Source organism: Paraburkholderia sp. LEh10 (genome assembly GCF_017814945.1).
In the GTDB taxonomy this organism is placed as follows: domain Bacteria; phylum Pseudomonadota; class Gammaproteobacteria; order Burkholderiales; family Burkholderiaceae; genus Paraburkholderia.
In genome coordinates this window covers 119,835-134,387 of record NZ_JAGIPX010000021.1, presented here as the reverse complement: position 1 = coordinate 134,387, position 14,553 = coordinate 119,835, and the positions used below count along the sequence as shown (strand labels likewise).

14 protein-coding genes are annotated in these 14,553 nt (G+C 61.8%); 1 reads left to right on the top strand and 13 read right to left on the bottom strand.

Annotation, left to right across the window (positions count from 1 at the left end; genetic code table 11):
* Window positions 1-195: 195 nt before the first annotated feature.
* The 11 genes from phoR to J8I87_RS19240 all read right to left on the bottom strand — a co-directional run bounded on the left by phoR (window position 196) and on the right by J8I87_RS19240 (window position 12,473).
* Entirely contained in the window at window positions 196-1,509 is a 1,314-nt protein-coding gene (phoR, locus tag J8I87_RS19290; protein ID WP_209933328.1) for a phosphate regulon sensor histidine kinase PhoR, read from the bottom strand.
* Window positions 1,510-1,599: 90 nt separating this feature from the next.
* On the bottom strand, window positions 1,600-2,301 hold the full coding sequence (phoB, locus tag J8I87_RS19285; RefSeq protein ID WP_209933327.1) for a phosphate regulon transcriptional regulator PhoB: 702 nt from the start codon (window positions 2,299-2,301) through the stop codon (window positions 1,600-1,602).
* Between the two features lie 50 nt (window positions 2,302-2,351).
* Window positions 2,352-3,056, bottom strand: coding sequence for a phosphate signaling complex protein PhoU (gene phoU / locus J8I87_RS19280; protein WP_209933326.1), 705 nt, complete (start codon window positions 3,054-3,056; stop codon window positions 2,352-2,354).
* A 27-nt stretch (window positions 3,057-3,083) separates the two neighbouring features.
* A complete protein-coding gene (gene pstB, locus J8I87_RS19275) occupies window positions 3,084-3,932 on the bottom strand; it encodes a phosphate ABC transporter ATP-binding protein PstB (protein ID WP_209933324.1) in 849 nt (282 codons plus the stop codon).
* Window positions 3,933-3,947: 15 nt separating this feature from the next.
* A complete protein-coding gene (pstA, locus tag J8I87_RS19270; protein ID WP_209933323.1) occupies window positions 3,948-4,844 on the bottom strand; it encodes a phosphate ABC transporter permease PstA in 897 nt (298 codons plus the stop codon).
* Entirely contained in the window at window positions 4,841-5,839 is a 999-nt protein-coding gene (gene pstC / locus J8I87_RS19265; RefSeq protein WP_209933322.1) for a phosphate ABC transporter permease PstC, read from the bottom strand. The genes pstA and pstC overlap by 4 nt, the downstream gene beginning before the upstream one ends.
* Window positions 5,840-5,999: 160 nt before the next feature.
* A complete protein-coding gene (gene pstS, locus J8I87_RS19260) occupies window positions 6,000-7,031 on the bottom strand; it encodes a phosphate ABC transporter substrate-binding protein PstS (RefSeq protein WP_209933321.1) in 1,032 nt (343 codons plus the stop codon).
* Window positions 7,032-7,336: 305 nt separating this feature from the next.
* A complete protein-coding gene (glmM, locus tag J8I87_RS19255) occupies window positions 7,337-8,695 on the bottom strand; it encodes a phosphoglucosamine mutase (protein ID WP_209933320.1) in 1,359 nt (452 codons plus the stop codon).
* 28 nt (window positions 8,696-8,723) lie between these two features.
* On the bottom strand, window positions 8,724-9,521 hold the full coding sequence (gene folP, locus J8I87_RS19250) for a dihydropteroate synthase (RefSeq protein WP_409518770.1): 798 nt from the start codon (window positions 9,519-9,521) through the stop codon (window positions 8,724-8,726).
* Between the two features lie 213 nt (window positions 9,522-9,734).
* Window positions 9,735-11,624, bottom strand: coding sequence for an ATP-dependent zinc metalloprotease FtsH (ftsH, locus tag J8I87_RS19245; protein ID WP_209933318.1), 1,890 nt, complete (start codon window positions 11,622-11,624; stop codon window positions 9,735-9,737).
* Window positions 11,625-11,810: 186 nt separating this feature from the next.
* Complete coding sequence (locus J8I87_RS19240; protein WP_209933316.1) at window positions 11,811-12,473, bottom strand: RlmE family RNA methyltransferase; 663 nt, start codon at window positions 12,471-12,473, stop codon at window positions 11,811-11,813.
* A 249-nt stretch (window positions 12,474-12,722) separates the two neighbouring features.
* Here J8I87_RS19240 and J8I87_RS19235 point away from each other — a divergent pair, with 249 nt between their 5' ends.
* Window positions 12,723-13,262, top strand: a complete 540-nt coding sequence (locus tag J8I87_RS19235; RefSeq protein ID WP_209933315.1) for a YhbY family RNA-binding protein — start codon at window positions 12,723-12,725, stop codon at window positions 13,260-13,262.
* A 147-nt stretch (window positions 13,263-13,409) separates the two neighbouring features.
* On the opposite strand, the gene J8I87_RS19230 is transcribed toward J8I87_RS19235, so the two are convergent.
* Both J8I87_RS19230 and greA read right to left on the bottom strand, forming a co-directional pair.
* Complete coding sequence (locus J8I87_RS19230; RefSeq protein WP_209933342.1) at window positions 13,410-13,916, bottom strand: DUF4149 domain-containing protein; 507 nt, start codon at window positions 13,914-13,916, stop codon at window positions 13,410-13,412.
* 19 nt (window positions 13,917-13,935) lie between these two features.
* Window positions 13,936-14,412 carry a transcription elongation factor GreA gene (gene greA / locus J8I87_RS19225; protein ID WP_209933314.1) on the bottom strand — a complete coding sequence of 159 codons (477 nt, stop codon included), beginning with the start codon at window positions 14,410-14,412 and terminating at the stop codon, window positions 13,936-13,938.
* Window positions 14,413-14,553: the final 141 nt, after the last annotated feature.

Genomic DNA, 14,553 nt, shown 5'->3' with positions numbered 1-14,553 from the left:
GCCGCTTTCTTTGCTTACTTTCTTTGCGGCGGCAAAGAAAGTAAGTGCCGCCCCGCACAGGGGCAACGCCCGCGCCGCGAGGCACTATCGCGGATGCCCGCGAAGGGGCAAAGCGAACCGCATCGCGGATGCCCACGTAAGGGCAAAGCAAACCGCATCGCGGATGCCCGCGCAAAGCAAAGCTCTACGCCACCTCTACGCAGCAGTAGACTGCAACCGCGCCGTCCGCGCGGCCGGAAACCGCACTGTGAAGGTACTACCGCGCCCTTCTTCGCTCTTCACCTCGAGCTGCGCGTCATGCCGCTGCAGCACATGCTTGACAATCGCAAGCCCAAGTCCAGTGCCGCCCGTATCCCGCGACCGGCTGCGATCAACGCGATAAAAACGCTCGGTCAACCGAGGAATATCCGCGGCAGGAATACCGAGCCCACTATCGACGACGGCAAACGTCGCCTGCCCGCCTTGCGCGCGCCAGCTCACATCGATCGAACCGCCGTCAGGCGTATAGCGAATCGCATTCGTGACGAGATTGCCGAACGCGCTCAGGATTTCCGTTTCGACGCCCGTCACCGTGAGCTCTTCGTCGGCATCGAACGCGATACGATGACGCCCCCCGGACAGGCTCTCGGCATCTTCCTGCAAATGCCGCAGCACCGCGCGCATGTCAACCATCTGGTTGCTCGGCGGCTTGTTGTCCCCTTCGAGCGTCGCGAGCACCAGCAGGTCGCTGACTATGTGCTGCATCCGCTGCGCCTGCTGCATCATCAGGTCGAGATAACGCACGCGCTCGCTCTCGTCGAGCGGCAGTTCACGCATCGTTTCGAGAAAGCCGGCCAGCACTGTCAAAGGCGTCTTAAGCTCGTGCGACACGTTCGCGACGAAGTCACGCCGCATCGCGTCCGTGCGCTCAAGCTCGGTGATGTCCTGCGACAGCACCAGCTTGCGGTTCTCGCCGTACGGGAACACCTGCACGGACAACACGTTCTGCCGCTTGTCGCCCATGCCGCGCATGATCAGCATCTCATCGTAGTGATGCGAATTCAGATAGCGCACAAAATCAGGATGACGAACCAGATGCGTGATGTGCTGCCGCAGGTCTCGCTTCGCGTCGAGGCCGAAATGCTGCTCGGAGATCGCGTTGCACCACTCGATCTGGTCATGATCGTCGAGCATCGCGACACCGTTCGGCGATGCCTGGATCGCCTGGATGAAGCGCGAATGCTGCTGCTCAACCTGGCGCACCTGCGCATGCCAGCGCTTCGCGAGCTTGTGCAGCCGGTAATAGATTTCGCCCCAGATGCCAGGCGCGCTCGGTACTTCACCGTAGACGGGCGCATCGAGCAGACGCCACAGGCGCTGCTTGTGGAACGTGCTGAAAATGCCTTGCGCGAGCAGCGCGAGCACCGCAATGCTCAACGCCACCTTGGTGTTGACGAATATGCCGACTGCCACGCAGAGAACAGCGAGGAGCACGAGCGATACCAGGGAGCGCGCCCAGATGATGTTCATGTGTTCCTGCGAAGATAGGGTCTTCAGAGACAACAAAGCGCGCTGCGTTGAAGTATCGCAGCGCGCTCAATGTATTTCGATCAGTTTACCTTATGCGCTCTTGGCCAGGCGATAGCCGCTGCCGCGCACCGTTTCGATCATTGCATCACAACCCGCCGGCTTCAGTGCCGCGCGCAGGCGCTTGATATGCACGTCGACCGTGCGCTCTTCGACGAACACGTGATCGCCCCACACCTGATCGAGCAACTGCGTGCGGCTGTGAACGCGCTCCGGGTGCGTCATGAAGAAGTGCAGCAGACGGAATTCCGTCGGACCGAGATCGAGCTTGATTTCAGCGCCTTCCGCATGGGCGGCGACGCGGTGCGTCGCGGGATCGAGCTTCAAGCCGTTGATCGCGACGACGTCTTCCGTCAGCTGCGGCGCGCGGCGGCGCAGCACCGCCTTGATGCGCGCCATCAGTTCCTTCGGCGAGAACGGCTTCGTCACGTAATCGTCGGCACCGATTTCGAGCCCGAGCACCTTGTCCTGTTCGTCGCCGCGCGCGGTCAGCATGATGATCGGAATGTGCTTCGTGCGCTCGTTGTTGCGCAGGTCGCGCGCGAACGCGATGCCCGATTTGCCCGGCAGCATCCAGTCGAGCAGCACGAGATCGGGAAGCACATCGCTAATCAGGTTCTGCGCCTGTTCGGCGTTGTACGCACGAATCGGACAATGGCCCGCATGTTGCAAGTTCACCGAGATCAGTTCGGAAATTGCGGGTTCATCTTCGATAACGAGAATACTGCTGGGCATCGGCGCCTCTTGATAAACGTAATGCGGTGTGAAACGGATGATCGTGCGGATCAGCTGAGCGCTTCGCGTTCGAGCGCGTCGCGACCCATGTGCCGCACATCCGTGCCCTTCACCACGTAGATGATGAACTCGGCGATGTTCTTCGCGTGATCGCCGATCCGCTCGATCGCCTTGGCGATGAACAGGAAGTCCAGCCCGACCGAGATCAGGCGCGGGTCTTCCGTCATGTACGAGATCAGCTTGCGCACGAATGCACGGAATTCCTCGTCGATCGCCTTGTCGTCGCGCACGATCTGCGCGGCGGCGACGGTGTCCAGACGCGCGAACGCATCGAGCGCGCGGCGCAGGATGCTCACGGCCATGTCGCCCGACAGCTTGATTTCGGCGATGTTGATCGTGCGCGCCGCGCCGTCTTCCGCGAGGCGCTTCGTGCGCTTGGCGATCTTCTCCGCCTCGTCGCCGGCGCGCTCCAGGTTCGTGATGGTCTTCGAGATCGCCATCACGAGACGCAGGTCGCGTGCCGTCGGCTGGCGCCGCGCGATGATGTTGCTGCACTCCTCGTCGATCTCGACTTCCATCGAGTTCAGGCGGTCTTCCGCGGCGATCACCTGGTCGGCGATGCCGGTGTCGAATTCGTTCAGCGCGTTCATCGCAGCAACGATCTGCGCCTCGACGAGGCCGCCCATTTCGAGGACCTTCGAGGACACCAGATTCAAGTCTGCGTCGAACTGGCTGGACAGGTGTTTATCGGTCATGTCGTACTCCCTATCTCGTGCGTGCGCTTAGCCGAAGCGGCCCGTGATGTAGTCTTCCGTTTCCTTGCGGACCGGCTTGATGAAGATCTTTTCGGTATCGCCGAACTCGATCAGCTCACCAAGATACATATACGCAGTGTAGTCCGAACAACGTGCCGCCTGCTGCATGTTGTGCGTGACGATCACGACGGTATAGTCGCTCTTCAGTTCGGCGATCAGCTCTTCGATGCGGCCCGTCGAAATCGGATCGAGCGCCGAGCACGGTTCGTCGAGCAGCAGCACTTCGGGACGGATCGCGATGCCGCGCGCGATGCACAGACGCTGCTGCTGGCCGCCCGACAGGCCGTAGCCGCTCTGGCCGAGCTTGTCCTTCACTTCGTTCCACAACGCGGCTTTCGTCAACGCCCACTCGACGCGGTCGTCCATCTCCGAGCGCGACAGCGTTTCGAACATCTTCACGCCGAACGCGATGTTGTCGTAGATCGACATCGGGAACGGCGTCGGCTTCTGGAACACCATGCCGATACGCGCGCGCAGCAGCGAAATATCGCGCTTGGTGGTCAGCAGGTTTTCGCCGTCCATCAGGATTTCGCCTTCCGCGCGCTGCTCCGGATAAAGCGCGTACATCTTGTTGAACGTGCGCAGCAGCGTGGACTTGCCGCAGCCCGACGGGCCGATGAACGCGGTCACCTTGCCTTCGGGAATCTGCAGATTGATGTTCTTCAGCGCATGATACTTGTTGTAGAAGAAGTTCAGGTTTTTGACTTCGATCTTCGGTTGCGCAAGCGCTGCCGCGCGACCGCTTTCTGCCGGATCGAAACCAGCGGGTGCCGCCGGGCGTTTGACGGGATTCAAGTGACTTTCTGCCATGTTCATCGGATCGCTCCGCCCTTACTTTTTCGAAAAGATCGAACGCGCGAGGATATTGAGTCCCAACACCCCGAGCGTGATCAGGAAGACGCCAGCCCACGCGAGCGATTGCCACTGCGCAAACGGGCTCATTGCAAACTTGAAGATCGTGACCGGCAGATTCGCAACCGGTTGATTCATGTCCATCGTGAAGAACTGATTGGACAGCGCCGTGAACAGCAGCGGCGCGGTTTCGCCGGCGATACGCGCAACGGCGAGCAGCACGCCCGTCACGATGCCCGCCACCGACGCTTTCAGCGTGATCGAAAGCACCATCTTCCACTTCGGCGTGCCGAGCGCGAATGCCGCTTCACGCAGCGCGTTCGGCACGAGCTTCAGCATGTTCTCCGTCGTGCGGATCACGATCGGGATCTGCAGCAGCGCGAGCGCGATCACGCCTGCCCAGCCGCTGAAGTGGCCCATCTTCGCGACGACGAGCGCGTACACGAACAGGCCGACGACGATCGACGGCGCCGACAGCAGAATGTCGTTGATGAAGCGCGTGATGCTCGCAAGCCAGCCCTTCTGCCCGTACTCGGCGAGATAGACGCCCGCCATGATGCCGATGGGCGTGCCGACGAAGGTCGCGAGCACGACCAGCATCAGGCTGCCGACGATCGCGTTCGCGAGGCCTCCGCCATCCGTGTTCGGCGGAGGCGTCGATTGCGTGAAAAGCTCGACGGACAGGCCGCCGATGCCGAGACTCAGCGTCGTGTACAGAATCCACACGAGCCAAAGCAGACCGAACGCCATTGCCGCAAGCGACAAGGTCAGCGCGATTGCATTGGTGACCTTGCGGCGCTTTTGCAGCTTGTTGCGCATCGCTTCGAGCGCCGCGCTGTCGGTGGTGCCCGGCATATTCAACGAGGACTGACTCATTTCGCGCCCTCCCCTTTCTCGAGGCGCAGCAGCATGATCTTCGAAATTGCCAGCACGATGAAGGTAATCACAAACAGGATCAGGCCGAGTTCCATCAGCGCGGCCGTATGCAGGCCGGGCGCGGCTTCCGCGAATTCGTTCGCGAGCGCCGACGTGATGCTGTTACCCGGCGAGAACAGCGACACGTTGTCGAGCAGGTTCGTGTTGCCGATCACGAACGTGACGGCCATCGTTTCGCCGAGCGCGCGGCCAAGGCCGAGCATCACGCCGCCGATCACACCCGTCTTCGTGAACGGCAGGACGATCTTCCACATCACTTCCCACGTCGTGCAGCCGATGCCGTATGCCGATTCCTTCAGCAGCACGGGCGTGACTTCGAACACGTCGCGCATCACGGACGCGATATACGGGATGACCATGATCGCGAGAATGACGCCCGCGCACAGAATGCCGATGCCGATGGGCGCGCCCTTGAAGAGCGCACCAATGACGGGCATGCCGCCGAGCAGCGAACCGAGCGGCTTCTCGAACCACGTCGCGAAGATCGGTGCGAACACGAGCAGACCCCACATGCCGTACACGATCGACGGAATCGCGGCGAGCAGTTCGATCGCGATGCCGAGCGGCCGGCGCAGCCAGGCGGGCGACAGTTCCGTCAGGAACAGCGCAATGCCGAAACTCACGGGCACCGCGATGATGAGCGCAATGATCGATGTCGCAATCGTGCCGTAGATGGGCACGAGCGCGCCGAACTGCTCCGAGGGTGGATCCCAGTCTGCCGTCCACAGGAAGGCGAGACCGAATTTCTGGATGGTCGGCATTGACGCGACGATCAGCGACACGATAATGCCGCCGAGCAGCAGTAACGTGACGATCGCGGAGATCCGGGCAATACCGCCGAAGACGATGTCGCCGGCGCGGCTGGGTGCTTTCTGCGTCGTGCTACCGGGCGGAGTCGACCGGGCCGCGTCAGAAGTGAGAGGTAGGTCGGACATGGGAGCTGATGAACCTGTTTCCGGTTTCCGGTTGCCGCCTGGCGTATGCCAGACGGCCAGTACTACGGCCGCCGGGCCTCATCGAAGCCGGGCGGCCCGGCCGCGCGCCTGATCGATACTGCGGCGCGCGGTGATTGCTGCTGTTGCTGCCAGTCGAACGTTATTCGGCGAGCGACTTGCCCGACGCGTCCTTGACCTTTGCCTTCCATTGCGTTTTGATTTCCGACACGACCGATTCCGGCAACGTGATGTAGTCGAGATCGTTTGCAGCCTGATTGCCGTTCTTGAACGCCCAGTCGAAGAACTTCAGCGTTTCGGCGCCTTGCGGACCCTTTTCTTGCGTCGTGTGCAGCAGCACGAACGTTGCGCCGACGATCGGCCATGCGTTCTTGCCCGGCTCGTTCGTGAGGATCTGGTAGAACGACTTCGACCAGTCAGCACCCGCTGCCGCTGCCTTGAACGTTTCCGTCTTCGGCTCGACCACTGCGCCTGCCGAGTTCTTCATGTCGACATAGGTCATGTGGTTCTGCTTCGCATACGCCCACTCGACGTAGCCGATGGCACCCGGCAGACGCTGCACGAACGCCGCGACGCCGTCGTTGCCCTTGCCGCCCGTGCCCGTCGGCCAGCTGACCGTCGTGCCTTCGCCGACCTTCGACTTCCACTCGGCATTGACCTTCGACAGGTAGTTCGTCCAGATGAAGCTGGTGCCCGAGCCGTCAGCGCGGCGAACGACAGCAACGTCCGTATCCGGCAGCTTGACCTTCGGGTTCAGCGCTGAAATTTGCGGATCGTTCCACTTCTTGATCTTGCCGAGGTAGATGTCGCCGAGCACTTCGCCCGACAGCGTGATTTCGCCAGCCTTCACGCCCGGAATGTTGACGACGGGAACGACGCCGCCGACGACCGTCGGGAACTGGAACAGACCGTCCTTCGTGAGGTCTTCGTCCTTCAGCGGAGCGTCCGAGCCCGCGAAATCGACCGTCTTCGCGACGATCTGCTTGATGCCGCCCGACGAGCCGATACCTTGATAGTTAACCTTGCCGCCACCCGTCTTCTGGTACGCGTCGGCCCACTTCGTGTAAATCGGTGCTGCAAAGGTGCTGCCCGCGCCGGTGATATCGGCGGCTTGCGCTGCGATCGCGAAGAGAGCGCCAGCCATGCCAGCGAACGCGGTTTGCATCAGTTTCATATTTTCTCCGGTTGGTATGAGCGTGTGACACGACACCGCGAAGAATAGTGGCCCTTTGTGACAGTCATGTGACTAATCGTGAAGTTCGTGTGACAGTCGTATTACGGCGATGAAAGGCGGTCTGTCAGGGTTTCCCCTGCCGCAACGGATGCGATCCGGCCGGCGGTTGCACGCTCGATATTGGCGGGCCCCAGGGTCTTGCGGATTTGCACCTGCGTGCGCGCGTCATGTCACTCCGCCCGGCCGACAGACGCAAAAAAGGGCGGCTTGCGGCCGCCCTTTCGCTGAAATGCTGCTGTCGCAAATCAGGAGGTCGCCTGCTTCACCACCTCAGCGATGGATTCAGCATGGAACAGTGCATCGTTCTCGTGCGCGGCTTCGACCATCACACGCAGCACCGGCTCGGTGCCCGACGCGCGGATCAGCACGCGGCCCTTTCCGTCGAGCGCACTCTCCGCGGCGCTGATCGCCCGGCGGATCGCGTCGCTGCCCTTCCAGTCCGCGCCGGGCTGCATCCGAACGTTGATCAGTTTCTGCGGGAATAGCGTGACGCCTTCGAGCAGTTGTTCGAGCGAGCGTCCGCTGCGCTGCATCGCCGCCAGCACGAGCAGCGCGGACACGATGCCGTCTCCCGTCGAATGGCGATCGAGCGAAAGGATGTGCCCCGAGCCTTCCGCGCCCAGCTCCCAGCCATGTTCGCGCAGCTTTTCCAGCACATAGCGATCGCCGACGGCAGCGCGCACGAATTGCACGCCGGCATTCTGCAGCGCCACTTCGACGGCCATGTTGGACATCAGCGTGCCGACCGCCCCTTCGACCTTGCCTTGCGTCGCGATGCGGTCCTTCACCAGCACGTACAGCAGCTCGTCGCCGTTGTAGAGCCGGCCGTTGGCGTCGACCACCTGCAAGCGGTCGGCGTCGCCGTCGAGTGCAATGCCGAGATCCGCGTTGTTCGCGCGCACGGCGCGCATCAGTGCATCGGGTGCCGTCGCGCCGACGCCGTCGTTGATGTTGAAGCCGTTCGGGGCTACGCCGATCGTGATGACGTCGGCACCGAGCTCGTGGAACACGTGCGGCGCGACGTCGTACGCGGCGCCATGCGCGCAATCGACGACCAGTTTCATGCCGCGCAGATCGTACGCCTGCGGAAACGTGCTCTTGCAAAACTCGATGTAGCGGCCGGCTGCGTCGTCCAGACGCCGCGCCTTGCCCAGGCGCTCGGACGGCGCGCATTCGAGCGGCTTGTCCAGTTGCTCTTCGATCTGCGATTCGACTTCATCCGGAAGCTTGTTGCCGTCGGCCGAGAAAAACTTGATGCCGTTGTCGTAGTACGGATTATGCGACGCGCTGATCACGACGCCTGCTGCGAGGCGCAACGCCCGCGTCAGGTAAGCCACGCCCGGCGTCGGCATCGGGCCAGCGAGCATCACATCGACGCCCGCGGCGGAGAAGCCCGATTCCAGCGCCGCTTCGAGCATGTAGCCCGAGACGCGTGTGTCCTTGCCGATCAGCACCGTCGGTCGCGTGCCCGTTTTCGCCCATCTGTCAGCGCCCGCGAGCACGTTCCCGGCCGCGTAGCCGAGCCGCAATACAAAGTCCGGCGTGATCGGCGCATCGCCGACCTTGCCGCGAATCCCATCAGTTCCGAAATATCGACGTGCCATATTGGAATCTTCCTCCCTTCCTTGGAGATCAGGCGTGCCGCGCTGCATCGCGCGTCGCCGCCCATACCTTTAATGCATCCACCGTCTGCGCGACGTCGTGCACGCGGATGATCGCGGCCCCCCGTTCCGCCGCGCACACAGCGGCAGCGACGCTCGCCGCGATACGCTCCGGCGCCGGCCGGTTCACGACCGCGCCAAGCATTGATTTGCGCGACATCCCAGCCAGAATGGGCAACGGCGTGCCGACGTTCGGCGCAGTCTGAGGCAAGTGGGCCAGCAGCGCGTAATTATGCGCGACCGTCTTGCCAAAGCCGAACCCTGGATCGACGCTGATACGATTTTTCGCAACGCCTGCGCCCATCATGGTCTTGACACGTTCTTCAAGAAACGCCCGCACGTCGGCGACGACATCGTCGTAAATGGGCTCGCCGACCTGCATGGTCTGCGGCTCGCCCAGCATATGCATCGCGCACAGTCCGCATGGACTGTCGCGCACGGCATCGATCGCGCCGGGCATCCGGAACCCCCAGATATCATTGATCAGATCAGCGCCCGCCGTCAGTGCGTGACGCATCACTTCGGGCTTATACGTGTCGATGGAAAGCGGAATATTGGCATCGCGCAATTGCTCGACGAGGGGAATCACGCGCTCCAGTTCCTCGTCGAGCGGCACGGGCGGCGCGCCGGGCCGCGTCGATTCACCGCCGATATCGATCAGGTCCGCGCCCTCGACCAGCATCCGTTCCGCCTGGCGCAGCGCTTCGCCGCGCAGCACAAAGCGGCCGCCATCGGAGAATGAATCGGGCGTAACGTTCAGAATGCCCATCACGAGCGGGCGCTCGAACGACAATGTGAATCGGCCGCATTGCAGCGGTTCGGGAATGGGATAAAGCGGGGAATCGACGTTCGACACGGGATGCGTACTGCGAAGAAGTTAGGAAGGGTCGCAATTGAAGTGCATCGCGACTAGGACAGCATTAGAAATGAAAACGGGCCGGTGTGCACACACACCGGCCCGTAAAACACCTTTAACCAATCATCAGGTAGCCGGCGCTGTTGCGCTGCCCGGCTTCACTTCCGTGCCCGGGCTGCTGCCACCCGATGCATCGCCCGGCGCAGGCGTGCTCTTCGGCGAGCGCGGCGGGCGGCCAGCCATGATGTCGTTGATCTGATCGGCGTCGATTGTTTCCCATTCCATCAGGGCGGCGGTCATTGCTTCGACCTTGTCGCGGTTCTGTTCCAGCAGACGCTTCGCCAGGTTGTACTGCTCGTCGAGCACATGACGGATTTCCGCGTCCACCTTCTGCTGCGTCGCCTCCGAGATCGAACGCGTGAAGCCCCGGCCGAACGGCGACTGGTCGTTCTCATCGTCGACGTACACCATCGGCCCCAGCGCGTCGGTCATGCCGAAGCGGGCAACCATTGCGCGTGCCGTCGACGTCGCCTTGTTGAAGTCGTCCGACGCGCCCGTGCTGATCAGGTTCAGGAACAGCTCTTCGGCAACACGGCCGCCGAACAGAATGGCGAGGCGGTCGAGCAGGTAGTCCTTCGAATACGTTTCGTTGTCGTGCTCCGGCAATTGCCACGTGACGCCCAGCGCGCGGCCGCGCGGAATGATCGTTACCTTGTGCACCGGGTCGGCCTTCGGCAACAGCTTCGCGATGACCGCGTGGCCCGACTCGTGATAAGCCGTCGCGCGCTTCGCGTCTTCGCGGATCACGGCCGACTTGCGCTCCGGACCCATGAAGATCTTGTCTTTCGCGTCCTCGAAGTCCTGCATCTCGACGATGCGCTTGCCGCGACGCGCGGCGAACAGCGCCGCTTCGTTCACGAGGTTCGCGAGATCCGCACCCGAAAAGCCCGGCGTGCCGCGCGCGATGACTGCCGCGTCGACGTCGTTTGCGATCGGCACCTTGCGCAGGTGCACCTTCATGATGTGCTCGCGGCCGCGGATATCCGGCAGGCCGACATACACCTGGCGGTCGAAACGGCCCGGACGCAGCAGCGCCTTGTCCAGCACGTCCGAACGGTTCGTCGCAGCAATCACGATCACGCCCGAGTTCGCCTCGAAGCCGTCCATTTCGACGAGCATCTGGTTCAGCGTCTGTTCGCGTTCGTCGTTGCCACCGCCCATGCCGGCACCGCGATGACGGCCGACCGCGTCGATTTCGTCGATGAACACGATGCAAGGGGCATGCTTCTTTGCCTGTTCGAACATGTCGCGCACGCGAGCTGCACCCACGCCCACGAACATTTCGACGAAGTCCGAACCCGAGATGCTGAAAAACGGCACTTTCGCTTCGCCAGCGATGGCGCGCGCCAGCAGCGTCTTACCGGTTCCCGGTGGGCCGACCAGCAGCACGCCACGCGGGATGCGGCCACCCAGCTTCTGGAACTTCTGCGGGTCGCGCAGGAAATCGACCAGTTCGGAAACTTCTTCCTTGGCCTCGTCGCAGCCAGCGACATCGGAAAAATTGATAGCGTTGTTGTTCTCATCGATCAGACGCGCGCGGGATTTACCGAACGAAAAGGCGCCGCCCTTTCCGCCTCCTTGCATCTGTCTCATCATGTAGAACCAGAATCCGATGATCAGGATTGTCGGCCCGAGGTAGTACAGCGCGGACACCAGCGCGTTCGGCTCGTCGTCAGCCTTGCCGCTGACCTGGACGCCGTACTTCATCAGGTCGCCGACCATCCAGATGTCGCCCGGCGACACGATCTGATACTTCTGACCGTCGGCCGGCGTCACCGTGAGGTTGCGCCCCTGAACAATCACGCTCTTGACCTTGCCGCTTTTCGCGTCGTCCATGAACTGCGAATACGAGACGCCTTCCTGGACACGGGGCTTGTCGAACTGCTTGAACACCGTAAACAGCACCAGTGCGATGACCAGCCACACTGCTGCTTTCGAAAACATGTTGTTGTTCAAAGCACCACTCCTTCACTCATAGACAAGCGCCTACATTTGCCTTGCGGCACCACTCAGGCATTCTAATCCAGTCCGAAGACCCCTGCCATAAGCATTCGCTACCGCATAAATAGCGTACCGCGCAACCTCAGCGCTCTTATTTTCCGGCGTGCCGGAAATGCGGGCTCACATATCACTGCCTTCCGTTTAACGGGGCCGCTTCAGATGTCTGCCCAAAATAAACGTCTCAGACGACTTGTCCCGTGACGCCTTCGGCTTGCGCGCAGCCACCGTCTTAAACTGATGCTTGAACTTTTCGACAATCTGGCTGTAACCGCTGCCGTGAAAACATTTGACTAAAAGGGCACCATCAGATTTCAGGTGGTTTTGGGCAAATTCCAGCGCGAGATCGCATACATGCTCGATACGCGCGGCGTCCGCCACCGCCACTCCCGACAGATTGGGCGCCATGTCAGAAATTACAAGGTCCACGTCGCGCTCTCCGACCACTTCTTCCAGTTGCTCGAGCACGCTGTCCTCGCGGAAGTCGCCCTGGATGAAATGAACGTCGGCGATTGGCTCCATCGGCAGCAGATCGAGCGCGATGATCGTCCCGTCGATCCCGCCCTCGCGCTGCGCATCGCGATTCTTGCCCTGCGCGAGTTTGTTGCGCACGTACTGGCTCCAGCTGCCGGGCGCCGCGCCCAGGTCGACGATGATCTGGCCGGGGCGGATGAGCTTGTCCTGCTCGTCGATTTCCTTGAGCTTGTAGGCGGCGCGAGCGCGATAGCCCTCCCGCTGCGCCATTTTCACGTACGGATCGTTGATGTGGTCGTGCAGCCACGACTGGTTGAAGCGGTTTTTTGCCATTAATCGTTGAACTCTTGCTACGAGATGCCGCGCTTTTAGCGGATAATACGCGTTTAATTCGCGCGGCTGTGGCCATAGGCCGTGTTCCGCGCGCGTGGTTCTGCCTGTTTCTGCGCTGCCGTCACGTTCGTGCCGTCGTCAGCGCTGTATTTCATCGCAGTTTTCTATTTTCTCGGGCGCCACCCGCCGATTCGCAGGATCGACCGATCCCCGCGGGCGTCGCCATTTTAGTCGAGTCTGTCACTTCTCATGCCCGCCCTTAAAGTTACATCCGAACAACGCGCCGAGTTGCGCTCCCAGGCTCACGCGCTCAAGCCGGTCGTGATGGTCGGCGCCGAAGGGCTGACCGACGCCGTGCTGGCCGAAATCAAGGTGAATCTGAAAGCGCACCAGTTGATCAAGATTCGCGTTTTCGGCGACGAGCGCGAAGAGCGCATCGCCATTTACGAAGAAATCTGCGACCGCCTGAACGCCGCGCCGATTCAGCATATCGGCAAACTGCTCGTGGTCTGGAAGCCCGAAAAAGTTGCCGCTGAGCGCGCCCCGGCCACGAAGACAAAGCGCGGCGCGCTGCCGAGCGCCCGTGAAGTGGCAGATGAAACGCCGTCGAACAAGGGGCGCGCGCCACGCGTCGTGAAGGTCGTCAAGGCAACCGACAACCCGATGCGTCGTCCGAAACCGCAAAAAGTACTGGTGCGCGGCAACGAGCGCGTCACTGCGGGCGGCAACATCAAGAAAGCGAAGAAACGCCAGACCAGCGCGAAGCGCATGCATCAGACGTCGAAGTAAATCCGGGGTGGCGCGCCGTCCGAAACAGCATTTGGACCGCGCCATTCGCAAATATTTGCTTGTGCATGCTGTGGCAATCCGCCACGCCAGAAGCGCAATCCGCAGGACATCGCCGGCATGCGTCTCGCATGAAATCCGGCCCGTTTGCTAACCGGCCGTCCGGCGCGCCGCGCCCGCCGCACCCTGCTCCGCGACCGGACCCGTTCCCGCCGGCAGCTTCCACGCGAGCACGATCCCCAACAGACTCTCGATCAGATAAAACACGCTCGAAACGCCGTGCAGCAAGCCGAAGCGGCTTGCATACACGGAATGGCCGACATCCGTGCCAGCCTCCTGCGCGGCGACGCGCAAGGCATTCATAAACGGCTGCAGCGCGAAATAGCCGAGCAGCACGCACACCAGCATGCCAGTCACCAGCCATCGCAGACGCCGGTACGCATCGCCGCCGCGCCGGACCAGCACATTGCACAGCGCGAGCAGCAACACGCCGCACACGACGCCGATGACGCCTTCGATGCGAAACAACTGGGCTGCGACCGTACCCGCCGTCATCCGGTCGAGCGACGTGAACAGCACAGGCGCCACGGCGTAGCCGATAGTCAGCAGACTGCCGACCCATACGACCGTCAGCAGCCGGAACAGGCGATGCGGCATCGAAGACACAGCAGCGGCCTCAAATGTAGCGCACCGCGATGATTTCGTACTCGCGCACGCCACCCGGCGCCTGCACCGACGCGACATCGCCTTCCGACTTGCCGATCAGCGCACGCGCGATCGGCGAGCTGACGGAGATAAGGCCGTGTTCGAGATCGGCTTCGTCGTCGCCGACGATTTGATAGGTAACCGAATCACCCGAATCCAGATCTTCCAGATCGACCGTTGCTGCGAACACGACGCGGCCTTCCGCGTCGAGCGCGCAAGGATCGATGATCTGCGCGGCCGCCAGCTTCGATTCGATCTCGGCGATGCGCCCTTCGATGAAACCTTGCTTTTCTTTCGCAGCGTCGTACTCGGCGTTCTCCGACAGATCACCTTGGGCACGGGCTTCCGCGATCGAATTGATGACGGCTGGACGTTCAACCGATTTCAGGCGCTGCAGTTCGTCGCGCAACTGGTCTGCGCCGCGCTTCGTCAAGGGAATAGTGCTCATAAACAGCTCTTTGGCAAAAAACAGCCACAAAAAAAATCACCGCGGTTAAGTGCATCCCGCGTCGGCGCTGGAGCGTGGCACAAAGCCCGATCTGACACCTTAGGGACGCCGCTTAACCGCGGCACTTACGTCTTGGACGGA

What these genes read in the sequence shown, in the direction of transcription:
- phoR (WP_209933328.1), bottom strand. Translation starts at nt 1,509, where the DNA reads ATGAACATCATCTGGGCGCGCTCCCTGGTATCGCTCGTGCTCCTCGCT.
- phoB (WP_209933327.1), bottom strand. Translation starts at nt 2,301, where the DNA reads ATGCCCAGCAGTATTCTCGTTATCGAAGATGAACCCGCAATTTCCGAA.
- phoU (WP_209933326.1), bottom strand. Translation starts at nt 3,056, where the DNA reads ATGACCGATAAACACCTGTCCAGCCAGTTCGACGCAGACTTGAATCTG.
- pstB (WP_209933324.1), bottom strand. Translation starts at nt 3,932, where the DNA reads ATGAACATGGCAGAAAGTCACTTGAATCCCGTCAAACGCCCGGCGGCA.
- pstA (WP_209933323.1), bottom strand. Translation starts at nt 4,844, where the DNA reads ATGAGTCAGTCCTCGTTGAATATGCCGGGCACCACCGACAGCGCGGCG.
- pstC (WP_209933322.1), bottom strand. Translation starts at nt 5,839, where the DNA reads ATGTCCGACCTACCTCTCACTTCTGACGCGGCCCGGTCGACTCCGCCC.
- pstS (WP_209933321.1), bottom strand. Translation starts at nt 7,031, where the DNA reads ATGAAACTGATGCAAACCGCGTTCGCTGGCATGGCTGGCGCTCTCTTC.
- glmM (WP_209933320.1), bottom strand. Translation starts at nt 8,695, where the DNA reads ATGGCACGTCGATATTTCGGAACTGATGGGATTCGCGGCAAGGTCGGC.
- folP (WP_409518770.1), bottom strand. Translation starts at nt 9,521, where the DNA reads ATGGGCATTCTGAACGTTACGCCCGATTCATTCTCCGATGGCGGCCGC.
- J8I87_RS19240 (WP_209933316.1), bottom strand. Translation starts at nt 12,473, where the DNA reads ATGGCAAAAAACCGCTTCAACCAGTCGTGGCTGCACGACCACATCAAC.
- J8I87_RS19235 (WP_209933315.1), top strand. Translation starts at nt 12,723, where the DNA reads ATGCCCGCCCTTAAAGTTACATCCGAACAACGCGCCGAGTTGCGCTCC.
- J8I87_RS19230 (WP_209933342.1), bottom strand. Translation starts at nt 13,916, where the DNA reads ATGCCGCATCGCCTGTTCCGGCTGCTGACGGTCGTATGGGTCGGCAGT.
- greA (WP_209933314.1), bottom strand. Translation starts at nt 14,412, where the DNA reads ATGAGCACTATTCCCTTGACGAAGCGCGGCGCAGACCAGTTGCGCGAC.